23 protein-coding genes are annotated in these 22,969 nt (G+C 69.6%); 9 read left to right on the top strand and 14 right to left on the bottom strand.

Translation table 11 applies throughout. The features are described 5' to 3' along the window. Window positions 1–64: 64 nt before the first annotated feature. Together ugpA and ugpB are read right to left on the bottom strand one after the other, a co-directional pair. Window positions 65–946: a sn-glycerol-3-phosphate ABC transporter permease UgpA gene (gene ugpA / locus ABE438_RS18680; protein ID WP_346504178.1), complete on the bottom strand. Its 882-nt coding sequence runs from the start codon at window positions 944–946 to the stop codon at window positions 65–67. A gap of 58 nt (window positions 947–1,004) precedes the next feature. Continuing rightward, window positions 1,005–2,327, bottom strand: coding sequence for a sn-glycerol-3-phosphate ABC transporter substrate-binding protein UgpB (ugpB, locus tag ABE438_RS18675; RefSeq protein ID WP_346504177.1), 1,323 nt, complete (start codon window positions 2,325–2,327; stop codon window positions 1,005–1,007). Between the two features lie 204 nt (window positions 2,328–2,531). On the opposite strand from ugpB, the gene ABE438_RS18670 reads away from it, so the two are divergent. Then, window positions 2,532–3,710, top strand: coding sequence for a fumarylacetoacetate hydrolase family protein (locus tag ABE438_RS18670; RefSeq protein WP_346504176.1), 1,179 nt, complete (start codon window positions 2,532–2,534; stop codon window positions 3,708–3,710). A 55-nt stretch (window positions 3,711–3,765) separates the two neighbouring features. Here ABE438_RS18670 and ABE438_RS18665 read toward each other — a convergent pair whose 3' ends face one another. Continuing rightward, on the bottom strand, window positions 3,766–4,425 hold the full coding sequence (locus ABE438_RS18665) for an NAD(P)-dependent oxidoreductase (protein WP_346504175.1): 660 nt from the start codon (window positions 4,423–4,425) through the stop codon (window positions 3,766–3,768). A 126-nt stretch (window positions 4,426–4,551) separates the two neighbouring features. Here ABE438_RS18665 and ABE438_RS18660 point away from each other — a divergent pair, with 126 nt between their 5' ends. The 4 genes from ABE438_RS18660 to ABE438_RS18645 all read left to right on the top strand — a co-directional run bounded on the left by ABE438_RS18660 (window position 4,552) and on the right by ABE438_RS18645 (window position 8,778). Beyond that, the gene (locus ABE438_RS18660; RefSeq protein ID WP_346504174.1) at window positions 4,552–4,968 is read left to right on the top strand and encodes a winged helix-turn-helix transcriptional regulator; all 417 of its coding nucleotides are present in this window, start codon (window positions 4,552–4,554) and stop codon (window positions 4,966–4,968) included. Window positions 4,969–5,129: 161 nt separating this feature from the next. After that, window positions 5,130–5,399: a 30S ribosomal protein S15 gene (rpsO, locus tag ABE438_RS18655; protein ID WP_346504173.1), complete on the top strand. Its 270-nt coding sequence runs from the start codon at window positions 5,130–5,132 to the stop codon at window positions 5,397–5,399. Between the two features lie 343 nt (window positions 5,400–5,742). Beyond that, window positions 5,743–7,908 carry a polyribonucleotide nucleotidyltransferase gene (gene pnp / locus ABE438_RS18650; protein ID WP_346504172.1) on the top strand — a complete coding sequence of 722 codons (2,166 nt, stop codon included), beginning with the start codon at window positions 5,743–5,745 and terminating at the stop codon, window positions 7,906–7,908. A gap of 237 nt (window positions 7,909–8,145) precedes the next feature. After that, window positions 8,146–8,778, top strand: coding sequence for a pyridoxamine 5'-phosphate oxidase family protein (locus tag ABE438_RS18645; protein WP_346504171.1), 633 nt, complete (start codon window positions 8,146–8,148; stop codon window positions 8,776–8,778). Window positions 8,779–8,863: 85 nt separating this feature from the next. Here ABE438_RS18645 and ABE438_RS18640 read toward each other — a convergent pair whose 3' ends face one another. Next, window positions 8,864–10,495, bottom strand: a complete 1,632-nt coding sequence (locus tag ABE438_RS18640) for an HAL/PAL/TAL family ammonia-lyase (RefSeq protein WP_346504170.1) — start codon at window positions 10,493–10,495, stop codon at window positions 8,864–8,866. A 266-nt stretch (window positions 10,496–10,761) separates the two neighbouring features. Here ABE438_RS18640 and hemA point away from each other — a divergent pair, with 266 nt between their 5' ends. After that, window positions 10,762–11,973, top strand: a complete 1,212-nt coding sequence (gene hemA / locus ABE438_RS18635; protein ID WP_346504208.1) for a 5-aminolevulinate synthase — start codon at window positions 10,762–10,764, stop codon at window positions 11,971–11,973. A gap of 164 nt (window positions 11,974–12,137) precedes the next feature. Here the strand turns inward: hemA and ABE438_RS18630 are convergent, their stop codons facing one another. From ABE438_RS18630 to ABE438_RS18610, 5 genes are read right to left on the bottom strand one after another with little or no spacing between them, the layout of a single operon-like run. Beyond that, window positions 12,138–13,136 carry an adenosine kinase gene (locus tag ABE438_RS18630; protein ID WP_346504169.1) on the bottom strand — a complete coding sequence of 333 codons (999 nt, stop codon included), beginning with the start codon at window positions 13,134–13,136 and terminating at the stop codon, window positions 12,138–12,140. Between the two features lie 57 nt (window positions 13,137–13,193). Then, a complete protein-coding gene (locus ABE438_RS18625; protein WP_346504168.1) occupies window positions 13,194–13,568 on the bottom strand; it encodes a helix-turn-helix domain-containing protein in 375 nt (124 codons plus the stop codon). After that, window positions 13,565–14,152: a Smr/MutS family protein gene (locus ABE438_RS18620; RefSeq protein ID WP_346504167.1), complete on the bottom strand. Its 588-nt coding sequence runs from the start codon at window positions 14,150–14,152 to the stop codon at window positions 13,565–13,567. The genes ABE438_RS18625 and ABE438_RS18620 overlap by 4 nt, the downstream gene beginning before the upstream one ends. Window positions 14,153–14,156: 4 nt before the next feature. Beyond that, on the bottom strand, window positions 14,157–15,275 hold the full coding sequence (gene mltA, locus ABE438_RS18615) for a murein transglycosylase A (protein ID WP_346504166.1): 1,119 nt from the start codon (window positions 15,273–15,275) through the stop codon (window positions 14,157–14,159). Window positions 15,276–15,325: 50 nt separating this feature from the next. Further along, window positions 15,326–16,048, bottom strand: a complete 723-nt coding sequence (locus ABE438_RS18610) for a Tim44/TimA family putative adaptor protein (RefSeq protein ID WP_346504165.1) — start codon at window positions 16,046–16,048, stop codon at window positions 15,326–15,328. A 239-nt stretch (window positions 16,049–16,287) separates the two neighbouring features. On the opposite strand from ABE438_RS18610, the gene secB reads away from it, so the two are divergent. Next, window positions 16,288–16,791: a protein-export chaperone SecB gene (gene secB / locus ABE438_RS18605; protein WP_465248638.1), complete on the top strand. Its 504-nt coding sequence runs from the start codon at window positions 16,288–16,290 to the stop codon at window positions 16,789–16,791. Between the two features lie 159 nt (window positions 16,792–16,950). Beyond that, a complete protein-coding gene (locus tag ABE438_RS18600) occupies window positions 16,951–17,712 on the top strand; it encodes a TerC family protein (RefSeq protein WP_346504163.1) in 762 nt (253 codons plus the stop codon). 8 nt (window positions 17,713–17,720) lie between these two features. Here the strand turns inward: ABE438_RS18600 and dnaQ are convergent, their stop codons facing one another. The 5 genes from dnaQ to ABE438_RS18575 are packed head-to-tail and all read right to left on the bottom strand — an operon-like array spanning window position 17,721 to window position 21,371. Further along, a complete protein-coding gene (gene dnaQ, locus ABE438_RS18595) occupies window positions 17,721–18,428 on the bottom strand; it encodes a DNA polymerase III subunit epsilon (RefSeq protein ID WP_346504162.1) in 708 nt (235 codons plus the stop codon). Window positions 18,429–18,451: 23 nt separating this feature from the next. Beyond that, complete coding sequence (gene coaE / locus ABE438_RS18590) at window positions 18,452–19,057, bottom strand: dephospho-CoA kinase (protein WP_346504161.1); 606 nt, start codon at window positions 19,055–19,057, stop codon at window positions 18,452–18,454. Between the two features lie 9 nt (window positions 19,058–19,066). Then, complete coding sequence (locus ABE438_RS18585) at window positions 19,067–19,903, bottom strand: shikimate dehydrogenase (protein WP_346504160.1); 837 nt, start codon at window positions 19,901–19,903, stop codon at window positions 19,067–19,069. Between the two features lie 14 nt (window positions 19,904–19,917). Then, window positions 19,918–20,532 (bottom strand): Maf family protein, encoded by a 615-nt coding sequence (locus ABE438_RS18580; RefSeq protein WP_346504159.1) that lies wholly within the window; start codon window positions 20,530–20,532, stop codon window positions 19,918–19,920. A gap of 8 nt (window positions 20,533–20,540) precedes the next feature. Further along, a complete protein-coding gene (locus ABE438_RS18575; RefSeq protein WP_346504158.1) occupies window positions 20,541–21,371 on the bottom strand; it encodes a pyruvate, water dikinase regulatory protein in 831 nt (276 codons plus the stop codon). Between the two features lie 566 nt (window positions 21,372–21,937). On the opposite strand from ABE438_RS18575, the gene hemE reads away from it, so the two are divergent. Continuing rightward, on the top strand, window positions 21,938–22,963 hold the full coding sequence (gene hemE / locus ABE438_RS18570) for a uroporphyrinogen decarboxylase (protein ID WP_346504157.1): 1,026 nt from the start codon (window positions 21,938–21,940) through the stop codon (window positions 22,961–22,963). Window positions 22,964–22,969 lie beyond the last annotated feature (6 nt).

Raw genomic sequence — 22,969 nt, 5'->3', positions numbered from 1 at the left:
CCGCGCGGGCCGCGGGCATCCCCGCCGCGACCGGGCCATGACGGGCGCGTGCGCGGGGCCGCCATCAATAGGTCACCTTGCGCTCGATGAAGCGGAACTGCACCGCCGTCATCGCCACGACCATCACCAGCAGGATCACCGACTGCGCCGCCGAGCCGCCGAGATCCGTGCCGCCCTTGCCGTCGGAATAGACCTTGTAGACCAGGGTCTCGGTGGCGCCCGACGGGCCGCCGCCGGTCATGGTGTCGATGATGCCGAAGGTGTCGAAGAAGACGTAGACGAGGTTGATCACCAGCAGGAAGAAGGTGGTCGGCGAGAGCAGCGGGAAGACGATGGTCCAAAAGCGGCGCATCGGCCGGGCGCCGTCGATGACCGCCGCCTCGATCACGCTCTTCGGAATCGACTGCAGCCCCGCCAGGAAGAACAGGAAATTGTAGGAGATCTGCTTCCAGGTCGCGGCGAGCACGACCAGCGTCATGGCGTCCCGGCCGTCGAGTCGCGGATTCCAGGCGACGCCCAGATTCTGCAGCCCGCGCGCCAGCATGCCGAGCGAGGGATCGAACATGAAGATCCAGAGCACGCCGGCGATGGCGGGCGCCACCGCATAGGGCCAGATCAGCAGCGTCTTGTAGATCTCGGCGCCGCGGATGTGCCGGTCGGCCATCACCGCGAAGAGCAGGGCAAGCGACAGCGAGAAAAGCGCCACGAAGAAGGAGAAGATCAGCGTGTTGCCGAGAGCGCGGTAATAGTCCGGCCGCGAGAACAGGTGCCGGTAGTTCTCGAACCAGACGAACTCGGTCGAGATGCCGAAGGCGTCCTCCATCAGGAAGCTCTGCCAGACGGCCTGGCTCGCCGGCCAGTAGAAGAAGACGATCGTGATCACGAGCTGCGGCAGAAGCAGCAGCAGCGGCACGGTCAGCCCCTTGAAATGAGCGTATTTCTGCATCGGCACCTGCAGCGGAAGGACGAAGGCCGGGGCGAGGGCCCCGGCCTTGCAGGCTGGATCAGCGCGAGGCGGTGCGCTCGAACTGGCGCAGCGCCTGGTTGCCGCGCTCGTTGGCGGCGTCGAGCGCCGCCTTCGGGGTCTTCTGGCCGTTGAGGGCGGCCTCGATCTCCTCGGCCCAGATGTCGCGGATCTGGACGAGCCCGCCGAAGCGGACGCCGCGGGAGTTCTCGGTCGGCTCCTTGTTGTTCAGCTCGAGCAGCGGGATCTCGAGATAGGGCTTCTCCTTGTAGAAGCCGGAGGCCTTGACCTTCTCATAGGCCGCCTTGGTGATCGGCAGGTAGCCCGACTGGGTGTGCAGCTTCACCTGGCGGTCGACGTCGGAGAGGAAGGTGAAGAACTTGGCGACACCCTTGTATTCCTCGGCCTTCTTGCCGCCCATCACCCACAGCGAGGCGCCGCCGATGATCGAGTTCTGGGGCGCGCCCTTCACGTCCGGATAATAGGGCATCGGCGCGTTCGACCAGGCGAACTTGGCGTTGGCGTTGACGTTGCCGAAGAAGCCCGACGAGGTCAGGAAGATCGGGCATTCGCCGGAGGTGAAGCGGCCCTCGCCGGTGTTGGTGCGGCCGGAATAGGAGAACACGCCCTCCTTCTGCAGCTCGGCCAGGTTGGTCAGGTGCTTGACGAAGAGGTCGCTGTTGATGCGGAACTCGGTGTCGAAGCCGTCGAAGCCGTTGGCCTTGGTGCCGACCGGCACATTGTGCCAGGCGCCGAGCTGCTCGATGTTGGCCCAGGTGGTCCAGGCGGTCGAGAAGCCGCATTTGTCGTAGCCGGCGGCCTTGAGCTTGCGGGCGGCTTCGAAGGTCTCGGGCCAGGTCTTCGGCGGGGTCTCGGGGTCCAGGCCGGCCTTCTTGAAGGCGTCCTTGTTGTACCACATCACCATCGAGGACGAGTTGAAGGGGAAGGACAGCATCTCGCCCTTCGTCGTCGAGTAGTAGCCGGTGATGGCCGGGAGATAGGTCTTCGGGTCGAAGTTCTCCCCGGCGTCCTTCATCATCTCCTGGACCGGCTTGATGGCGCCCTTGGCCGACATCATCGTCGCGGTGCCGACCTCGAAGACCTGGATGATGTGCGGGGCGTTGCCGGCGCGGAAGGCGGCGATGCCAGCGTTCAGCGTGTCGGGATAGGAGCCCTTATAGGCGACGACGATCTTGTAGTCCTTCTGGGCGGCGTTAAATTCCTCGGCCAGCTTGACGATGACGTCGTTGTTGGCGCCCGTCATGGCGTGCCACCACTGGATCTCGGTCTGCGCCAGCGCGGGCGAGGCCGCGCTCAGCGCGAAGGTCGCGACCGTCGCCAGAATCGTGAATTTCGTGGTCATGGCTTGCTCCCTCTTGGGGTCCGCCCTTCCCCGGGCGGCGCTTGTCGTTGGTGCGCAAGCTAGCATGAAGATCGGGTGACGCTTCAACGACAAAAGGATGACGGTTTGCTCCGACGAGGGGCGGGCATGCCGCCATGGCCTCTTGCCTAACCGAGCGGAAGCGGGTGTGGTCGCGCGTCTCGTGCGACAGCCATGGATGAACCGATGCCGACGATTGCCCTGACCCCCGCCAGCTCGCTCCCCGCCGACGCCGCCGACGCCGCGCTCGCCGGCCGGATCTGGCGCCCGGATCTCGACGGCCCCTCGGTCGTCGTGCTGCGCGGCGACGACGTGATCGACGTCAGCCGCTCCTACCCGACCATGCGCGACCTGTGCGAGACTGCCGATCCGGCAGCCGCGCTGCGCGCGGCGACAGGCGAGCGCGTCGGCAGCCTGGCCGAGCTGCTGGCCAATTCGGTCGCCGACGCCCGCGACGCCGGCAAGCCCTGGCTGCTCGCGCCGATCGACCTGCAGGCGGTCAAGGCGGCGGGCGTGACCTTCGCCGTCTCGATGCTCGAGCGCGTGATCGAGGAGAAGGCCCGCGGCAACCCGGCCGCCGCCGCCGAGATCCGCACCGAGATCGGCAAGCTGATCGGCGACGACCTCTCCAAGCTGAAGCCCGGCTCGGCCGAGGCGATGCGGCTCAAGGAGGTGCTGATGGCGCAGGGCGCCTGGAGCCAGTATCTCGAGGTCGGCATCGGCCCCGATGCCGAGATCTTCACCAAGGCCCAGCCGATGTCCTCGGTCGGCACCGGCGCCGATGCGGGGCTGCACCCGGTCTCGACCTGGAACAATCCCGAGCCGGAGATCGTGCTGGTCGTCGCCTCCGACACCCGCATCGTCGGCGCCACGCTGGGCAACGACGTCAACCTGCGCGACGTCGAGGGCCGCTCGGCCCTGCTGCTCGGCAAGGCCAAGGACAACAACGCCGCCTCGGCGATCGGCCCCTTCATCCGCTTCTTCGACGCAGGCTTCACGCTCGACCATGTCCGGCGCACCACGGTGACGCTGACGGTCGAGGGCGAGGACGGGTTCCAGCTGGAGGGCGCGTCCTCGATCGCCAAGATCAGCCGCGACCCGGCCGATCTCGCCGCGCAGATGATCGGCCCGAATCACCAGTATCCTGACGGGGCGGTGCTGTTCCTCGGCACCATGTTCGCGCCGATCAAGGACCGCGACACCAAGGGTGGCGGCTTCACCCACAAATACGGCGACGTGGTCACCATCGCCGCCCCGGAGCTCGGCGCGCTGGTCAACCGCATGCGCCGCAGCGACGAATGCGCGCCCTGGCGCTTCGGCACCTCGCATCTGATGCGCAACCTGGCCAAGCGCGGCCTGCTCTGAGCCTCGACGCGCCTGCCGCAGCCTCAGGGCGGCGGCAGGCCGTTCGGCGCTTTCGTCAGTAGCCGACGGTGAAGCGGCGGCGCGGATGAGCCGGCCTCTCCAGCTCGTCGACCAGCGCCACCGCGAAATCCTCGGCCGAGATGCGGCTCTCGCCGTCCGCGCCGACCAGCAGAGCGTCGTCGCCGAGGCGGAAGCGCCCGGTACGCTCGCCCGGCGCGATCACCGCGGATGGCGACAGGAAGGTCCAGTCCAGCGCCCGCTCGGCCCGCAGCAGGTCGAGATAGGCGGCGCCGGCCCGCGCCTCGCCGAGATAGATCTCCGGGAAGCCCTCGGTGTCGACCAGCCGGACGCCGGGCGCGACCTCGAGGCTGCCGGCACCGCCGACCACCAGATAGCGCGGCACGCCGGACTTCCGGACCGCGGCGAGCAGGGTCGGCCCGTCGCTGGCGAGGAAATGCACCGCGCTGATCACCGCATCGTGCCCGGCCAGCAGGGCGGCCAGCCCGTCGCGGTCATGCACGTCGCCGGCGCGGGCGGTGACGCCGTCCAGGGCCGGGACCTTGCCGGGGTTGCGCACGATGGCGGTGACGCGGTGGCCGCGGGCGACGAGCTCGGCCAGCAGGCGCGCGCCGACGAAGCCGGTGGCGCCGATCAAGGCGACGGTCTGGGGCTTGGCGGTGCGGGCAGCGCCAGCGGCGGTGGGCGACGTGGTCATCGCGACGATCCTCTCGTGGTATCCAGAAGGAACCAGGGTTCCGATGGACACCAGATGGCAGCCATGGGACAAGCGCTCAAGAAGGCACTTTCCCCGCATCTGGTCACCTGCAGGATACCGTCCGCCATGCTGCATCGCCCCGACCCGTTCGACGCGCGCTGCCCGACGCGGCAGGTGCTCGACCGCATCGGCGACAAATGGGCCGTGCTGATCCTGATCCTGCTGGAGCGCGAGACGCTGCGCTTCAACGCGCTGCGCCGGCGCATCGACAATATCTCGCAGAAGATGCTGTCGCAGACGCTGAAGAGCCTCGAGCGCGACGGGCTGGTGGCGCGGCGCGCCTTCGCCACCGTGCCGGTGACGGTGGAATATGCGCTGACGCCGCTGGGGCGCACGCTCGCCGTCACCGTGGCGGGGCTGACGCGCTGGGCCGAAGAGCACGTCGCGGAGATCGAGGCGGCGCAGCGCCGCTACGACGCGGCGGCGGGCGACGGCGACGGCGACGGCAAGGCTGAGGCGGCTCCGGCCAGGGCGCAGCGGTAGCGCTGGCGTTTCGCCGTATTTCGTGTATATGCCCGGCCCAACCGGCCGATCATGCCGGCTGCGCATCCCTTCCACGATGAGGCGGATGCGGGATCCGGACCGCGCTGGACGACATCCCGGCCCGGCCCGCCACAGCAACACCCAACCAAAGGATCATCCCGATGTCGATCACGCCCGAGCGCAAGACCGAGCTCGTCAAGGAATACGCCACCAAGCCGAACGACACCGGCTCCCCGGAAGTGCAGATCGCGATCCTGACCGAGCGGATCAACAACCTGACCGGTCACTTCAAGTCGCACGCCAAGGACAACCATTCGCGTCGTGGCCTGCTCAAGCTGGTCTCGCAGCGCCGTTCGCTGCTCGACTATCTCAAGGGCAAGGAAGAGGCGCGCTATCGCACGCTGATCGGCCGCCTCGGCATCCGCCGCTGAGCACAGACGACAGGATCCGCCCGGTGCGTCACCGCTCCGGGCGGTTCTGCTAGAAGCCCCGACGGCGGCGCGCCGGAAGCGCATCCCGCCAGGGGAGAGGCCAAGGGGGCCGCTCACGTCCCCCCGGCCACACGGGTCGCCGCAATGGTGCGGCCGGCCATCACGAAGTGCGGCGGCCGCATGGGCGGCCTTCCCCGCATGATCCGCCGGCGTCCGCGACGTCCATGGCAGGATCGCCGAGCGCCCGGGCGCGCTGCTTGAAAGCCGCCGCCCCGGACGCTCCGCCGTCTTGCTCATGGGCTCGAACGCCGGACGGATCGCATCCGACCGAAAGAAGACATTCATGTTCGATGTTCAGACCGAAGAGCTGATCTGGGGCGGGCGCAAGCTCGTGCTCGAGACCGGCAAGATCGCCCGCCAGGCCGATGCCGCGGTGCTCGCCACCTATGGCGAGACCGTCGTGCTCGCCACCGTCGTCTCCGCCAAGTCGCCCAAGCCCGGCATCGACTTCTTCCCGCTGACGGTGAACTACCAGGAGAAGACCTTCGCGGCCGGCCGCATCCCCGGCGGCTATTTCAAGCGCGAAGGCCGTCCGACCGAGAAGGAGACGCTGGTCTCGCGCCTGATCGACCGGCCGATCCGCCCGCTCTTCGTCGAGGGCTACCGCAACGAGACGCAGGTCGTCTGCACCGTGCTGCAGCATGACCTCGAGAACGATCCCGACATCGTCGCGATGGTCGCCGCCTCTGCGGCGCTGACCCTGTCCGGCGTGCCGTTCATGGGCCCGGTCGGCGCAGCGCGCGTCGGCTATTTCGACGGCGCCTACAAGCTCAACCCGCTGGTCGACGAGGTCAAGGAATCGCAGCTCGACCTCGTCGTCGCCGGCACGCCCGACGCCGTGCTGATGGTCGAGTCCGAGGCCAAGCAGCTCTCCGAAGAGGTCATGCTCGGCGCCGTGATGTTCGGCCACAAGCACTTCCAGCCGGTGATCGAGGCGATCATCCGCCTGGCCGAGAAGGCCGCCAAGGAGCCGCGCGATTACGTCCCGGCCGACAATTCGGTCGTGCTCGACGCCGTGCTCAAGCTGGTCGACGCCGATATCCGCGCCGCCTACAAGATCACCACCAAGGCCGAGCGCTACAAGGCCCTCGACGCCGCCAAGGCCAAGGTCGCGGAGCTGGTCTCCGAGACCCCGGACGGCAAGACCACCTTCACCAAGGAGCAGGTCGCCAGCCAGTTCAAGGAAGCCCAGGCCAAGGTCGTGCGCTGGACCATCCTCGACGACGGCGTGCGCATCGACGGCCGCGACCTGAAGACGGTCCGCAAGATCGTCTCCGAGGCCGGCATCCTGCCGCGCACCCACGGTTCGGCGCTGTTCACCCGCGGCGAGACCCAGGCGCTGGTCGTGACCACGCTCGGCACCGGCGACGACGAGCAGTACATCGACTCGCTGGAAGGCACCTACAAGGAGACCTTCCTGCTGCACTACAACTTCCCCCCCTATTCGGTGGGTGAAGCCGGCCGCATGGGTTCGCCCGGCCGCCGCGAGATCGGTCACGGCAAGCTCGCCTGGCGCGCGATCCGTCCGATGCTGCCGGCCAAGAGCGAGTTCCCCTACACGATCCGCGTCGTCTCGGAGATCACCGAGTCGAACGGCTCCTCCTCGATGGCCACCGTCTGCGGCACCTCGCTGGCGCTGATGGATGCGGGCGTTCCGCTGAAGGCGCCGGTCGCCGGCATCGCCATGGGCCTCATCCTCGAGGGTGAGCGCTTCGCGGTGCTCTCCGACATCCTCGGCGACGAGGATCATCTCGGCGACATGGACTTCAAAGTGGCCGGCACGGCCGAGGGCATCACCTCGCTGCAGATGGACATCAAGATCGCCGGCATCACCGAGGAGATCATGAAGGTCGCCCTCGAGCAGGCCAAGGGCGGTCGCGACCACATCCTCGGCGAGATGGCCAAGGCGCTGTCGGCCTCGCGCAGCCAGCTCGGCGAGTATGCGCCGCGCATCGAGACGATGAAGATCCCGGTCGAGAAGATCCGCGAAGTCATCGGTTCGGGCGGCAAGGTCATCCGCGAGATCGTCGAGAAGACCGGCGCGAAGGTGAACATCGAGGACGACGGCACCATCAAGATCGCCTCGGCCGACGGCAAGTCGATCGAAGCCGCGATCAAGTGGATCAAGTCGATCGTCTCCGAGGCCGAGCCGGGCATGATCTACGACGGCACCGTCGTGAAGATCATGGAGTTCGGCGCCTTCGTGAACTTCTTCGGCGCCAAGGACGGCCTGGTCCACATCTCGGAGCTGGCCGCGCGCCGGGTCCAGAAAGTCCAGGACGTCGTCAAGGAAGGCGACAAGGTCAAGGTCAAGTTCCTCGGCCAGGACGAGCGCGGCAAGATCCGCCTCTCGATGAAGGTCGTCGACCAGGAGACCGGCGAGGACATCACCGAGAAGCTCAAGGCCGAGCGCGACGCCGAGAAGTCCCGCGAGAAGCAGGGCGAGTGATCTCGCCCCGGCCTCCGGGCCGGCGTTCCACGTGAATCAGACGCCCCGCATCGCGAGATGCGGGGCGTTTTCGTTTGGGGCGTCTTCCGCGTCGGCCGCCGGAGGAGGCTGAAGCCACCGCGGTCGCCCGCGATCATCACCCTGCCCGGATGGCGTCGATGCGGCCGCCAAGACGGGACGGGCTGGCCTTCTGCACCGATCCCCAATAGTCTAGACTTATCTCAACCGGGATCCGCCATGACCACCGACCGCATCACCACGCCCGAGCAGCTCGCCGCGCTCTATCCGGCCCAGCCGGCGCCGGCCTCGCTGCTCAAGGAGCTCGACCATGTCGACGCCAACTACGCCGCACTGATCGCCGCCTCGCCCTTCATGGTGCTGGCGACGCAGGGTCCGGGGGGCCTGGATTGCTCGCCGCGCGGGGATTTGCCGGGCTTCGTCACGGTCGAGGGCCCGAAAACGCTGCTGATTCCGGACCGAAAAGGCAATAACCGCCTGGATACGTTGCGAAATCTCCTGTCGGACGATCGCATCGGAATGCTCTTCCTGATCCCCGGAATGGGCGAAACCCTGCGCATCAACGGCCGGGCGGCGATCTCGGCGGACCCGGCGCTGTGCGCGCGCTTCGTCATGGCGGGCAAGCCGCCGGCCTGCGTCATCGTCGTCACGGTGGAGGCCGCCTATTTCCAGTGCTCGCGGGCAGTGGTGCGGGCCGACCTGTGGAACCCGGCGGCGCAGGTCGACAAGCGCGCGCTGCCGAGCCCCGGCGCCATGTTGAACGCGATCTCACGGCGGGCCGCCGGGCCGGTCTTCGACGGCGAGGCCTATGACGCGGCCCTACCCGCGCGCGTCAAGGCGACGCTGTACTGACCGGCGTCATACGCGGGCCCGTCGCCGCCATGGCGACCGGCCGGCGCGGGCCCCCTCTCCTTACGGGACAGGGGAGCCCCCAGCCTTACTCCAGCGTGCCGATCGCCGCCTCGACCGCCGCGACCAGCTCGCCGGAGCGGATCAGCGCCGTGGCGCGGTTCATCTCGGCGGCGTACCAGCGGTCACCGTCGAGCGCCGGCGGGATGGCGGCGCGCACCGCCTCCAGCGCGGCCTGGGTGCCCTTGCCGAGCGGGTGGGCGCTCGCGGTCTCGGCGATCAGCGAGAGCGCCTGGCAGGCCATCAGGATCTCCATGGCGACGATCATCTCGACATTCTCGACGACGGTGCGCGCCTTGCGGCCGCACCAGGTCGAGTTCGAGACATGGTCCTCGGCATTGGACTTGCCCGGAATCGAATCGACGGAGCCCGGCGCCGAGAGCGTGCGGTTCTCCATCACCAGCGCCGACATCGAGCACTGCACCGTGGCGTAGCCGGTGTTGAGCCCGCGCTTGCCGGCGAGCAGGTTGCGCGGCAGGCCGTAGCTCATGGTCGGGTCGACCAGCCGGGCGAGGCGGCGCTCGCAGATCGAGCCGAGATCGGTCATGGCGATGGCGAGCAGGTCCATGGCCTGGGCGACGTATTGCCCGTGGAAGTGCCCGCCGGAGATCACCACGAAGCCCTCGTCCTCGCCGAAGATCAGCGGGTTGTCGGTGGCGGAATTGATCTCGGTGCCGATGATGCGGCGGACATAGTCGAGCGCCTCGCGCGCCGGGCCGTGCACCTGCGGGGCGCAGCGCAGCGAATAGACGTCCTGCACCCGCGGCGCCGGCGGCTTGCCGGGCGTGCGGCCGATCTCGTCGGGATAGATCGTCTCGCGGGCAGCGGCCGAGCAGCGCCGGCTGCCCTCGGTGAGGCGCAGCAGGTTGCGGGCGACCAGCGCCTGGCCGGGATGCGGGCGGGCCCGGTGAACGCGCGGATCGAAGGCGGCGAGCTCGCCGCGCATCGCCTCCAGCGAGAGCGACAGCCCGATATCGGCGGCCTTGATCAGCCGGGCGGCGTCCTCGCTCGCCAGCACGCCGAGCGCCAGCGAGACGGTGGAGCCGTTGATCAGGGCCGAGGCATCCTTGGCGCCGAGCACGAAATCGGGCGCCAGCCCGGCCTTGGCCAGCGCCTCGCGCGCCGGCATGCGCCGGCCCTTGTACACCGCCTCGCCCTCGGCGAAGCCGCAGATCGCTGCCGACATATGCGCCAGCGGCGCGAGGTCGCCCGAGGCGCCGACCGAGCCCTTCTGCGGGATGACCGGGTGGATGCAGGCGTTGAGGCAGGCGAGCAGTCGCTCGACCAGCGCCGGCTGCGGCCCGGAATAGTTCGAGGCGAAGGCGTTGGCGCGCAGCAGCATGGTGGCGCGCGTCACGTCCTCGGCAAAGGGCTCGCCGATGCCGGTGGCGTGGGCGTAGACGGTCTTGCGCTGGTACTCCGCCATCTCGGACATCAGCACGCGCTGGTCCTTGAACAAGCCGACGCCGGTGTTGAAGGAGTACATGAACGGCGCGTCGTCATGCATGAAGTTGGCGTCGATATGGGCGCGGGTCGCCGCGATCGCCTCGCGCGCGCTCCTGGCCAGCGTCGCCTTCTCGAAGCGCCCGGATGCGGAGGGCCGCGCCACGCGCAGCACCTGCGCCCCCTTCAGCGTGCGCCCGTCGATCGATACCGCCATGACCGTCCCTTTCCTTCGCTCCGGCCCGATCTAACCAGCAGGCGCGGCGCAGGGAAATGGGCTTTCGCGCGGGCTGCCGCGGGGGAAGCGCGACAATGGCGCGCCTTTACGCCGGCCCTCCGATCGCCAAAGAGTGCAGCCAGCAGGGAAAGCACCCGGCACCGCGCGGTGCCGGGGTGAATTGTCCTGCGTTTGCGATAGAATGGAGCACCATTCCGATCCCGGGGCGCTGTCGGCCCCGCGACGCGTGCTCCGGGAGCAGCATGATGGATTTCGAGAGCTTTTTCCGTACGGAGCTGGAAACTCTGCGTCGCGAGGGCCGTTATCGCGTCTTCACCGACATCGAGCGCAAGGCCGGCGCCTTTCCGCGCGCCACCTTCCACGGGCCGGACGGGCCGCGCGAGGTCACGGTCTGGTGCTCGAACGACTATCTCGGCATGGGCCAGCATCCGAGCGTGCTGGCGGCGATGCGCGAGGCGCTGGAGGGCGCCGGCGCAGGTGCCGGCGGCACCCGCAACATCGCCGGCACGAATCACCACCATGTCCTGCTCGAGCAGGAGCTGGCCGATCTGCACGGCAAGGACGCCGCGCTGCTGTTCAACTCCGGCTACATGTCGAACTGGGCCTCGCTCTCGACGCTGGCCTCGCGTATTCCCGGCTGCGTCGTGCTGACTGATGCGCTGAACCACGCCTCGATGATCGAGGGCATCCGCCATTCGCGCGCCGACAAGGCGATCTTCGCCCATAACGACCCGGCCGACCTGCGCCGCAAGCTCGAGAGCTTCGGGCGCGACCGGCCCAAGCTGATCGCCTTCGAGTCGGTGTATTCGATGGACGGCGACATCGCGCCGATCGCCGAATTCTGCGACATTGCCGAGGAATTCGGCGCGATGACCTATATCGACGAGGTCCACGCCGTCGGCCTCTACGGCGCGCGCGGCGGCGGTGTCAGCGAGCAGGAGGGGCTGACGCACCGGCTCGACCTGATCGAGGGCACGCTGGCCAAGTCCTTCGGCGTGATGGGCGGCTACATCACCGGCTCGACCGCGCTGGTCGACTATCTGCGCAGCTTCGCCTCGGGCTTCATCTTCTCGAGCTCGCTGCCGCCGACCCTCGCCGCCGGTGCGCTCGCCGCGATCCGTCATCTCAAGACGAGCACGGCCGAGCGCGACGGTCAGCGCGACCGGGTGCGCACGCTGCGGGCCAAGCTCGACGAGGCCGGCATCCCGCATCTGCCGAATCCGAGCCATATCGTGCCGGTGATGGTCGGCGAGGCGGCGCTGTGCAAGCGTGTCAGCGACGAGCTGCTGGCGCGCTACGGCATCTATGTCCAGCCGATCAACTATCCGACCGTGCCGCGCGGCACCGAGCGCCTGCGCATCACGCCGACGCCGCTGCATTCCGACGACGACATCGCCGCGCTGGTGGCGGCGCTGAGCGAGATCTGGGGCGCGAGCGGGCTGCGCCGCGCCGCCTGAGCGTCAAAGCAGCGCCCGACGATGCCTGAAAGCCCGCCTACCGGCGGGCTTTCGCATATCAGGCCGCAGCGACCGCCCGAAAACGCGCATGGCCGGGGCGGGTCCGGCCATGACGTCATCTCTGGAAACCTCGACAGGGCGCCGCCGCAGCGGCGCGCTCTGCCTCAGAGCAGGCCGTTATTGCCGGCGAAGGTCTTGAGGTTCACGTCCGGGCGCGCGCCGACATGGCTGATGATCTCGGCAGCAGCGAGCGCGCCGAGGCGCAGGCAGTCGCGCACCTCGCGGCCCGAGGTCAGCCCGTGGAGGAAGCCGGCGGCGAAGAGGTCGCCGGCACCGGTCGCGTCGACGACGCGCTCGACCGGGAAGACCGGCTCGGCGACGATGCCGTCCGGCGTCACGGCCAGCACGCCGTTCTCCGAGCGGGTGACGACGGCGAGCACGTTCTCGGCCCGCAGCGCCTGCATCGCCGCGTCGAAATCGCCGGTCTGGTACAGGCTCTTCAGCTCGTGCTCGTTGGCGAAGACCAGATCGACCGTGCGGTTGCGGATCAGACCGGTGAACTCGTCGCGATAGCGGTCGACGCAGAAGGAATCCGACAGGGAGAGGGCGACGCGGCCGCCGGCGCGGTGCGCCAGCTCGGAGGCCTTGCGGAAGGCATCCTTGGCGGCCGGCGGATCCCAGAGATAGCCCTCGAGATAGACGATGTCGGCGGCCGCGACGGTCGCCTCGTCGACATCGGCCGGGGTCAGGTTCTGGCAGGCGCCGAGATAGGTGCTCATGGTGCGCTCGCCATCCGGCGTGACGATCACGAAGCAGCGCGCCGTCGCCGGGCCTTCGGAGGCGGCCGGCGTGTCGAAGCCGACGCCGAGCGCGGTCAGGTCGTGGCGGTAGAGGCGGCCGAGCTCGTCGTCGCGGACCTTGCCGATGAAGGCGCCGCGGCCGCCGAAGGAGGCGAGGCCGGCGATGGTGTTGGCGGCCGAGCCGCCCGAGACCACCTTGCCCGGCCCCATGGCGGCGTAGAGCGCCTCGGCGCGGGCCTCGTCGATCAGGGCCATCGAGCCCTTCACCAGCCCGTGCGTCGCGAGGAAGTCCTCCTCGGCCGTGGCGATGACGTCGACGATGGCGTTGCCGAGGGCGAGAACGTCGTAGCGCTTGGCGGTCATGGCTGGATCCGGGGATGGTGAGCGATGGGCGGCGTGTTGCATCGCGGCCCGGCGAGGTCAAGCGCGGCCGCGCCGGCGGGCGGCGCCGTCGAGGATCGAGGTCAGCGCCGCGAGATCGGAGGGGCCGAGCCATTCCACCTCGCGCGCCAGCCGGTTGGCGAACAGCGTCGCCTCGGGCTCGAGCCCGGCCGTGTCGACGGTGACGCGCGGATGCGAGAGATCGGCCAGGCGGATCAGCTCGTCGGCCTCGTCCCAGATGATGCCGAGGACATGGATCGTGCCCTGGATCAGCGAGAAGGTCGGCTGGCCGCGCTTGCCGTGCTCCAGCGCCGAGAGATAGGCCGGCGTGACGCCGAGCGCCTGCGCCATCTGCGCCAGCGTCACCCCGCGCGCCGCGCGCAATTCGCGGACGCGGCGGCCATAGGGCGTCACAGCCCGGCCTCGCGGCCGCGGCGCAGGCGGATATAGAGCGCGCCGGCGCCGCCATGGCGCTGCTCCGCCTCGTCGAAGCCGAGCACCAGCGCGCGCAGGTCGGGCAGGCTGAGCCAGTGCGGCACGTTGCGGCGCAGGATGCCGCGCTCCTCGCCGAAGCCGGACAGGCCGCCGCTGCCGCCGCCCTTGCCGGTGACGACCAGCACCAGCCTGGCGCCGCGCTGCTGCTGCAGCCGGAGGAAGCCGCGCAGGGCGTGATGCGCCTCGTCCTGGCGCATGCCGTGCAGGTCGATCGAGGCCTCGACGCCCTGGCGGCCGCGGCGCAGCTGGGTGCGCAGGCGTCGCTCCAGCGGCGCGAGCGGCGGCTGCGCCGGCTTCGCCGGGGCGGGGCGGGTGGTGAGCATCAGCGCGGCGGATGCGGTGGCGGTCACCGGCGCGGGAGCCGGCGGCGGTTCGGGCTCGGGCTCGGGCTTGGGCTCAGGTTCCAGCGCGCCGCGGCCGGGCAGGGGCGTCACCGTGCGCGCCACCTGCCGCCAGAGCGCGATCTCCGCCTCCGTCAGGGTCTTGCCGGGCCGGCGCGCCATCGCCTCAGCGCCCCTGCCCGCGCGGCCAGAGCACGGTCAGCGCGACCGGGTGGCGGATCAGCCCGGCGCGATGGCCGGCCGCGGAGCCCGAGCCGACGAAGAGATCGAGCCGCGAGGGGCCGAGAATGGCCGAGCCGGTATCCTGCGCCAGCACGAGCCGGGCGATCGCTTCGCTGCTGCCCTCACCGTCCGGGATCTCGGCGTCTATCCAGGCCGGCATCCCATAGGGCCAGACCGAACGGTCGACCGCGATGCTGCGCAGCGGGGTCAGCGGCAGGCCGGCGGCGCCGATCGGCCCGGATTCCGGCGGAAGATCGTCGCGCCGGGCAAAGAAGACGAAGGAGCGATTGAGCGCGATCAGCTCGCGGGCGAAGCCGGCATCGGCCTTCAGCCGCGCGACCAGCCGGTCCATGGTCATCTGCGCAGGCGGGATCGACTCGCGCCGGCTGAGTTCGCGGCCCAGTGAGGTGTAGGGATGGCCGTTGCGCCCGGCATAGACCAGGCGGATGACGCTTCCGTCTTGCAGGCGCACCCGGCCGGAGCCCTGGACCTGCAGCACGAAGCGGTCGACGGGGTCGCGCAGGAAGAGGATTTCGAGCCCGCGCCCGTCGAGCGCCCCGTCCTCGATCGCGGCGCGGGCGGCGAAGGGTTCGAGCCCGTCCGCGCCACGCTTCGCCGCGGAGAGGTCGGGATCAAGGCCCGGCCAGTCGTCGCCGGGCATCTTGGTGACGAGCTCGGGCGGGCGACCGTAGAGCGGAGTCGGAAAGGCCGGAGAGGGCGTCAGAGAGCCTTCGAATTCCGGCTCGAAATAGCCGGTCATGAAGCCCGTGCCCGCGCCCGGCAGGCGCACGCGCCAGAAGTCGAAATGGCTTTCGAAGAAAGCGCGCGCCGTGGCGAGATCGGGCTCGCCGGCGGCGAGGAGCGTGGCGGCCGCCGCGCAGGCCCTGGTCAGGCCCTCGGGCTGGGCGATGCCCTGGCGCAGCGGCGGATCGGTCTGGCAGCCCTTGGCGAACAGGCGCAGCACGACGCGCTGGTCGTCGCGGCTCCAGCCCGGGAGCGTGGAGGGTTCGATACGGACGAGTTCCGCCCCGGCGGGGACGGGCGGCGAAGCGGCGGCGCTCATCGCCGATCCGCCTGCGGCCAGAAGCCCCAGAACCAGACCGGCGGCACGGATCACGCGGCCGATTCGGTCGCGACCAGCAGCCAGTTCGGGTCGCGGCTGCCGAGCTGGCGCGAGAAGGTCCAGACGTCGTTGACCTCGGAGACGCTGTCGGCGCTGCCGTCGACCACGGCACCCTGGGCGTCGCGCACCACGCTGATCAGCTGGGAGACGAAGGCGATGGTGACCTGCGCCGTCTTGCCCTTGACGTCGACGGCGACGATCTCGGCCTTGTCGATCGAGACGAAATTGGACTCGGCCGTCTCGCCGCGCTTCTCGCGCTCGGAGATCGCCGCCTCGAAGCCCTCATAGACCTCCTTGGCGAGCAGGCCCTTCAGCGCCTTGCGGTCACCGCGGGCGAAGGCGGTGACGATGGTCTCGTAGGCCGCCTTGGCGCCGCCGAGGAAATTGCGCGGGTCGAAGCCGGGCTCCTGACGGTCGATCGCCTCGATGCCGGCAAAGACGGGTGAGCCTGGCGCGGCGATGTCCTTCCAGCGCTCGGCCGCCGGCAGTTCCTGGCCGGCATCGTTGGCGGCACCGGGCAGACGGATGACGTTGTCGGGGCGGCCCTCGGCGCCGGTGGCCTGGTCGGCCCCGGCCTGCGGGCGGTCTCGGCGGAAGGGGTCGGTCGGCGGCTGCTCGTGGCCGGTCTTCTGGCCGAGCACGGAGCGCAGCTTCCAGGCGACGAAAACGGCCAGGGCCAGGAAGACCAGGGTCGTCATATCGAGATTTTGCATCGCCGGCCGATCCGAACCTTGAAAAGAACACCACCTCTCGGCGATGGGTGATCGCCGCATCTCACCGCGGATATGGTGACACAGGCTCGTAACATCCACCCCCTGGGCCGACAAGGGTTCGGGTCGGCGCGCTTGTGCCGCGACGCGCTTCCGTGATAGCCGACGCGAGTCCGGCGCAGCCGCGTGGCGGACAAGAAATTCCGCCCGCGCGGACGTCACCGTCCAGCCGCCAGAAGACGATGGGACCGATGGCCAACGAAAACGGCAACGGCGCAGCAGACGCCAACCAGCAGGGGCCGAGCCTCAGCACGCTGATCCAGTACATCAAGGATTTCTCGTTCGAGAACCCCAACGCCCCGCGTTCGCTCGGCGGCCAGCAGCAGCAGGGCCCGCAGATCGGCCTGCAGGTCAACGTGACCGCCAACGCGCTCAGCGACAGCGAGTTCGAGGCCGTCCTGACCCTGGAAGGCAAGGCGACCGTCGGCGAGTCCGAGACGCTCTTCGCCTTCGAGCTGAGCTATGCCGGCGTGTTCCGCATCGTCGGCGTGCCGCAGGACCAGCTGCATGCGGTGGTGATGATCGACTGCCCGCGCCTGCTCTTCCCCTTCGCCCGCCAGATCGTCGCGGACGCCGTCCGCAATGGCGGTTTCCCGCCGCTCTATATCGACCCGATCGACTTCGCGACGCTGTATCGCCAGCGCGTCGAGGAGCTGCAGGGCCAGGACAACGCCCCGGTCTCCTGAGCGCTTCGCGCCACGAACCAAGCCTGACGACGACGAAAAGAGCCCTTCGGGGCTCTTTTTTTATGGGCTGCCGTTGCGGGACGGCGAGTCCGTTTCCATCTCGACCCGGCCGAAGGCCGCCATGACGGCGCGCCGTGCCAGAGAGGTCGACACCCTTCCATGGATTACCTGATGACGCTTGCCGCCGATCCAGCAGTCTGGGCGGCGCTCGGCGCCTTGATCGCCATGGAGGTCGTCCTCGGTATCGACAACCTCATCTTCATCTCGATCCTGACCAACAAGCTGCCCGAGCATCAGCGCTCGCGCGGCCGCAGGATCGGCATCGGGCTGGCGCTGATCCTGCGCCTGCTGCTGCTCTCCACCGTCGCCATCATCGTCCAGCTGACCACCCCGGTGATCGAGGTGTTCGGCAAGGGCTTCTCCTGGCGCGACATCATCCTGATCGCCGGCGGCCTCTTCCTGGTCTGGAAGGCGACGAAGGAGATCCATCACAAGGTCGATCCCGGCGGCGGCGACGACCTGTTCGACGGCGGCAAGGCGGTCGCGGTCACCTTCGGCGGCGTGATCTTCCAAATCCTGCTGCTCGACCTGGTGTTCTCGATCGACAGCATCATCACCGCCGTCGGCATGACCGAGCACATCCCGGTCATGGTCATCGCGGTCGTCGTCGCGGTGCTGGTCATGCTGCTCGCCGCCGACCCGCTGGCGACCTTCATCGACCGCAACCCGACCATCGTGATGCTGGCGCTCGGCTTCCTGCTGATGATCGGCACCACGCTGATCGCGGAGGGCTTCGGCGCGCATGTCCCGAAGGGCTACATCTACGCCGCCATGGCCTTCTCGGCCCTGATCGAGGCGCTCAACATGCTCTCGCGCCGTGCGGCCAGCCGCAAGCGCGAGGGCGACCCGCCCGACGCGTAAGCCGGGCTTCAGCCTTCGTCGGGAACGCCGAGATAGCCGCGCCAGAGCGGGGTCTTGAGCTTCATGACGAAGGCCTCGTGCGCCGCCTTCTCCTCCGGGGAGAGGCGCGGCGCCAGCGGGCGCTGCCTGACGGGCCGCTCGCCCGACGCCGTCAGCCCCGGCCCGCCCCGGCCGGTGCCGACCGCACCAAGGCCGAGATCGGCCTGCTTGCCGCCGATCAGCTCGATATAGACCTCGGCCAGGATTTCGGCGTCGAGCAGCGCGCCGTGCCTGGTGCGGCGGCTGTTGTCGATGCCGTAGCGCGAGCAGAGCGCGTCGAGGCTGTTGGAGGCACCGGGATGCTTGCGGCGCGCCATGCTCAGCGTGTCGACCACCAGCTCCTGCCGGACCGGCGGCCGGCCGAGCCGGGCGAACTCCATATTGATGAAGCCGACGTCGAAGGCGGCGTTGTGGATCACCAGCCTGGCGCCGTCGATGAAGCCGGCGAAGTCCTCGGCGACCGCGGCGAAGACCGGCTTGTCGGACAGGAAGGCGTCGGAGAGCCCGTGCACCTGGAAGGCGCCGTCCGACATCGGCCGCTCGGGGTTGATGTAGACGTGGAAGCTGTTCCCGGTCGGGCAATGGTTGACCAGCTCGACGCAGCCGATCTCGACGATGCGGTCGCCTTTGTTGGCTTCGACGCCGGTAGTCTCGGTATCGAGGACGATCTCGCGCATGCCGCGTCCAGCTCCTGCCTGCCTCAGCTCCGCGCCCGGCCCGGCCGGCCGGCGACGGCGGCGAGGATAGACCGGACCGCGCGCCGGGCCGCCACCAGCCCGTGCCCCGTGTCCACAAGGAAGTGGGCGCGCCGGCGTTTCTCCGCGTCCGGCATCTGGCGGGCCAGGATGGCGTCGAGCTTCTCCGCCGTCATGCCTTCGCGCGCCAGCACGCGCTTGCGCTGCACCGCGGCCGGCGCCGTCACCACCACCACCGCGTCGCAGCGCCCCTCGCCGCCCGCCTCGAAGAGCAGCGGAATGTCGAGCACCGCGACGGTGGCGCCGGCGCGCCGGCAGCCGGCGACGAAGGCCTCCTCCTCCGCCCGCACCAGCGGATGCACGATCGCCTCCAGCCGCTTCAGCGCCTCGGGCCGGCCGAGCACCGCCGCCGACAGGCTGGCACGGTCGACGCCGGCCTCGGTCGTCGTGCCGGGAAAGGCCGCCTCGATCGCCGCCACGGCCGGGCCGGCATAGAGCCGGTGCACGGCGCGGTCGGCGTCGTGGACCGGCACGCCGGCCTCGGCGAACAGGGTCGCGGTGGTCGACTTGCCCATGCCGATCGAACCGGTAAGGCCGAGCAGGAAGGTCATGGCGGCTCCTCAGCTGCGCGGGAGATCGGCCTCGAGCAGAGCGCGCAGGGCCGGCGTCACCGCAGGCCGCACGCCGAACCAGCGGGCGAAGCCGGGTACCGCCTGATGCAGCAACATGCCGAGCCCGTCGACGGGCACGCCGCCCAGCGCGCGCGCCTGCGCCAGCAACTGCGTCTCCAGCGGGACGTAGACGATGTCGTAGACGATTCTGCCCGGCACCAGCGCCGCGAGGTCGAGTTCTAGCGGCGGCTGGCCGCGCATGCCGAGCGAGGTGGTGTTGACGATCAGGCCGCTCTCGCCGACCAGCGCCGCGGCCTCCGCCAGCGGCCGGGCCTCTGCGGCCGGGCCGACCGCGGCGGCGAGCTCGATCGCCCGCTCCGGCCCGCGATTGACGATGACGATGCGTTCCAGCCCGCGCGCCGCGAGGCCGTGCGCCACCGCCTTGGCCGCGCCGCCCGCCCCCAGCACCAGCGCCGAGCGGACGCGCCCGTCCCAGCCCGGCGCGCTGGCGTCGAGATGAGCGAGGAAGCCATAGGCGTCGGTATTGTCGCCATGCAGCCGCCCGTCCGCGACCCAGAGCGTGTTGACCGCGCCGATGCGCCGGGCGGTGTCGCTGACGCTGTCGAGCAGCGGCATCACCACCTCCTTGTTCGGCACGGTGACGTTGCCGCCGGCGAACTCGCCGGCGCGCAGCCGGTCGAGGAAGGCCGGCACGTGCTCGGGCGCGACCTGGATGCGCTCATAGCTGCCGTCGATGCCGTGCTCGGCGAGCCAGTGTCCGTGGATCACCGGCGAGCGCGAATGGCGGATGGGATTTCCGATGACGAAGCAACGTGTGGCGGGCATGGGGCGGGACCGGTTCAGGCGAGAAGGCCGCAGGCGCGCAGCGACGCCAGCAAGTCGAAAAGCGGCAGGCCGAGAATAGTGAAGTGATCGCCCTCGACCGCGGCGAAGAGATGCGCGCCCAGCTCCTCGATGCGATAGCCGCCGACGCTACCGGTCGCGGTTTCGCCGGCGAGCGCGACATAGCGCGCGATCTCCTCGGGGCCAAGCGGGCGCATGGTCAGCCGGGCGTCGCGGGCGCCGTTGGCCCGGATCATGCCGTCGCGGGCGAGCGCATAGGCCGAGGTCAGGACATGGTCGCGGCCGGCGAGCGCGGCGATCTGGGCCCGCGCCTCGGCGGCGTCGCGCGGCTTGTGGAAGGCCTCGCCGCCACAGCTCAGCGTCTGGTCGGCAGCGAGGATCCAGCGCCCGGGCCGCAATGGCGAGACGGCGAGCGCCTTGGCCTCGGCCAGCGCCGCGGCGATGCCGGACGCCGCGCCACCGGACGCCAGGAAGGCCGCCTCGACAGTGCGCTCGTCGAGCTCCGGCCTGACCACCTCCACCGGCAACCCGGCGCTGGCGAGCATGTCGCGGCGCGTCGCGCTGCCCGAGGCCAGCACCAGCGGCTCGCCATCGCGCCAGAAGCCAGGCATGCCGAGGCTCATGTCGCAATGAACTTCATGCGGTGATCGCGCAGCAGGTCGAGGATGCCGGCCGCGGTCTCCTCGATCGAGCGGCGGGTCACGTCGATCACCGGCCAGCCGCGGCGGGCACAGAGCCGGCGCGACTGGGTGACCTCGTCGGCCACCGCATCGGGATCGACATAGGGGGTCTCATCATCGGCCCGCAGCGAGAGCAGGCGGTTCTGGCGGATCTGGATGATGCGCTCGGGACTGGCGACCAGGCCGACGATCAGCGGCTTCTTCAGCCGCTCGAGCTCGGCCGGCAGCGGCACGTTCGGCACCAGCGGGATATTGGCGGTCTTGATGCCGCGATTGGCGAGATAGATCGAGGTCGGCGTCTTCGAGGTGCGGCTGATGCCGACCAGGATGACGTCGGCATTGTCGAGATCGCCGCCGAGCTGCCCGTCATCATGCATCAGCGTGTAGTTCATCGCGTCGATGCGGCGGAAATAGTCAGCGTTGAGCACGTGCTGCGCGCCGGGCCGCGTCGCCGAGGCCTGGCCGAGATAGGACTGGAACAGCGACAGCACCGGATCGAGCACCGAGAGGCAGGGGCAGCCGAGCTCGCGGCAGAAGCTCTCCAGCCGCTCGGCCCACTCGGGCTCGACCAGCGTGTAGAGCACCACGCCCGGCGAGGATTCGATCTCGGCCAGCACCCGCGACAGCTGGTTCTCGGAGCGCACCAGCGGATAGACGTGCTCGATCGCCGAGACGGTCTCGTATTGCGCCGCCGCGGCCCGGCTCACCGCGATCAGCGTCTCGCCGGTGGCGTCGGAGACGAGGTGGAGATGGAAGTAATTGCGGGGCACGGATGTCCTTCGCTCTCGCCGTCTGTCGGTCCCGTCGCCGGCCCAGGCGGGCTGGCAGCGGCCAGATCGTCCCGTCGCGAGGCGGGCATTGCCCGACGCACGAAGCCGCTCGCCGATTCGCCAGATATAGACCGGATTTTGGGCCGGACCGAAGCGCTTTCGGGCGTTGAAAGGCCGTGGGAGGCCGACTTGCGGTTATACAAGGGGGTGGGGACGGCTGGGGACAAGTCGGCCCGGCCGAGGGGCCGACGATTCACCTCTGGGTAAGCCTAACGAATCGTCAACAGGCCGGAGCCTGTGCGGCGATTCCAAGTGTTTCACGTGAATCACCCGAGGGGGTCGGCGGGGCGCGCCGCCCTTAAGCCGGATTCCGCTTCGTTAAGAAAGCATTAAGGAATGTGGCGACGGGCGGGCAGGAGCCGCTGCGACTCCATGTGGCCTGTGGACAGGTTGTGGAGCGATTTGCGACGGGCTATCTGCCCCCTACCAAGAGTCAAAACAGAAGACTCTCTCAAATAAGATTCTTTTCGATATCGAGTGGCCGAGAGGCCTGATCCGAGAGAGCCATGGACAAACCCCTCTTCCTGCGCACGCTGGCCGGACAGGCTTCGCCGACCCCCCCGCTCTGGATGATGCGCCAGGCCGGACGCTATCTGCCGGAGTATCGCGAGGTCCGGGCCAAGGCCGGCGGCTTCCTCGATCTCTGCTACAATCCGGCGCTGGCCACCGAGGTCACCCTGCAGCCGATCCGCCGCTTCGGCTTCGACGCGGCGATCCTGTTCTCCGACATTCTGGTGATCCCGCATGCGCTCGGCCAGAAGGTCTGGTTCGCCGAGGGCGAGGGGCCCAAGCTCGAACCGATCACCGGCGAGGCCGATCTCGTCCGCATCGACGAGGCCCTGTCGCTGGAGCGGCTGGCACCGGTGTTCGAGGCGCTGGAGCGCATCCGGGCGGCCCTGCCCGCGGAGACCGCACTGATCGGCTTCTGCGGCGCGCCCTGGACCGTGGCGAGCTACATGATCGCCGGCAAGGGCACCCCCGACCAGGCGCCGGCCCGGCTGACCGCCTATAGAGACCCGGCCTTCCTCGACCGGCTGATCGATCTCCTGGTCGAATCCTCGATCGCCTATCTCTGCCGGCAGGTCGAGGCCGGCGCGCAGGTGCTGCAGATCTTCGAGAGCTTCGCCAGCGCGCTGCCGCCGGGGCTGATCGAGCGGCTCTCCTTCGCGCCGCTCCGGTGCATCGTCGCCGGCGTCAAGGCGCGCCATCCGCATGTGCCGGTGATCCTGTTCGCCCGCGGCGCCGGCCCCCGGCTGGAGGCGCTGGCGGCGACGAGCGGCGCCGAGGGCATCGGGCTGGACTGGAGCGTCGATCCGGCCTGGGCCGCCGCCACGCTCGACCGCAAGGCGATCCTGCAGGGCAATCTCGACCCGCTGGCGCTGATCGCCGGCGGGAAGGCTCTGGAGGACGGCGTCGCCGCGATCCGCGCCGCGATGGGGGATCGCCCCTACATCTTCAATCTGGGACACGGCATCCAGCCGCAGACGCCGGTCGCGCATGTCGAGCGGCTGGTCGCGCTGGTGCGCAGCTGAGGGAGG

The organism is Allobosea sp. TWI1241 (genome assembly GCF_039673065.1).
Classification (GTDB): Bacteria; Pseudomonadota; Alphaproteobacteria; order Rhizobiales; family Beijerinckiaceae; genus Allobosea.
The sequence above is the reverse complement of the archived record's forward strand: the minus strand, read 5'-3'. Positions and strand labels throughout refer to the sequence as shown.

Bases quoted from the DNA above. Each gene is read 5' to 3' on its own strand.
- coaE (WP_346504161.1), bottom strand. From the start codon at position 19,057: ATGACCTTCCTGCTCGGCCTTACCGGTTCGATCGGCATGGGCAAGTCG.
- ABE438_RS18585 (WP_346504160.1), bottom strand. From the start codon at position 19,903: ATGCCCGCCACACGTTGCTTCGTCATCGGAAATCCCATCCGCCATTCG.
- hemA (WP_346504208.1), top strand. From the start codon at position 10,762: ATGGATTTCGAGAGCTTTTTCCGTACGGAGCTGGAAACTCTGCGTCGC.
- ugpA (WP_346504178.1), bottom strand. From the start codon at position 946: ATGCAGAAATACGCTCATTTCAAGGGGCTGACCGTGCCGCTGCTGCTG.
- ABE438_RS18580 (WP_346504159.1), bottom strand. From the start codon at position 20,532: ATGCCTGGCTTCTGGCGCGATGGCGAGCCGCTGGTGCTGGCCTCGGGC.
- hemE (WP_346504157.1), top strand. From the start codon at position 21,938: ATGGACAAACCCCTCTTCCTGCGCACGCTGGCCGGACAGGCTTCGCCG.
- mltA (WP_346504166.1), bottom strand. From the start codon at position 15,275: ATGAGCGCCGCCGCTTCGCCGCCCGTCCCCGCCGGGGCGGAACTCGTC.
- ABE438_RS18670 (WP_346504176.1), top strand. From the start codon at position 2,532: ATGCCGACGATTGCCCTGACCCCCGCCAGCTCGCTCCCCGCCGACGCC.
- ABE438_RS18645 (WP_346504171.1), top strand. From the start codon at position 8,146: ATGACCACCGACCGCATCACCACGCCCGAGCAGCTCGCCGCGCTCTAT.
- ABE438_RS18665 (WP_346504175.1), bottom strand. From the start codon at position 4,425: ATGACCACGTCGCCCACCGCCGCTGGCGCTGCCCGCACCGCCAAGCCC.
- ABE438_RS18640 (WP_346504170.1), bottom strand. From the start codon at position 10,495: ATGGCGGTATCGATCGACGGGCGCACGCTGAAGGGGGCGCAGGTGCTG.
- ABE438_RS18630 (WP_346504169.1), bottom strand. From the start codon at position 13,136: ATGACCGCCAAGCGCTACGACGTTCTCGCCCTCGGCAACGCCATCGTC.
- ABE438_RS18620 (WP_346504167.1), bottom strand. From the start codon at position 14,152: ATGGCGCGCCGGCCCGGCAAGACCCTGACGGAGGCGGAGATCGCGCTC.
- pnp (WP_346504172.1), top strand. From the start codon at position 5,743: ATGTTCGATGTTCAGACCGAAGAGCTGATCTGGGGCGGGCGCAAGCTC.
- secB (WP_465248638.1), top strand. From the start codon at position 16,288: ATGGGACCGATGGCCAACGAAAACGGCAACGGCGCAGCAGACGCCAAC.
- ABE438_RS18610 (WP_346504165.1), bottom strand. From the start codon at position 16,048: ATGCAAAATCTCGATATGACGACCCTGGTCTTCCTGGCCCTGGCCGTT.
- ugpB (WP_346504177.1), bottom strand. From the start codon at position 2,327: ATGACCACGAAATTCACGATTCTGGCGACGGTCGCGACCTTCGCGCTG.
- dnaQ (WP_346504162.1), bottom strand. From the start codon at position 18,428: ATGCGCGAGATCGTCCTCGATACCGAGACTACCGGCGTCGAAGCCAAC.
- ABE438_RS18600 (WP_346504163.1), top strand. From the start codon at position 16,951: ATGGATTACCTGATGACGCTTGCCGCCGATCCAGCAGTCTGGGCGGCG.
- ABE438_RS18660 (WP_346504174.1), top strand. From the start codon at position 4,552: ATGCTGCATCGCCCCGACCCGTTCGACGCGCGCTGCCCGACGCGGCAG.
- rpsO (WP_346504173.1), top strand. From the start codon at position 5,130: ATGTCGATCACGCCCGAGCGCAAGACCGAGCTCGTCAAGGAATACGCC.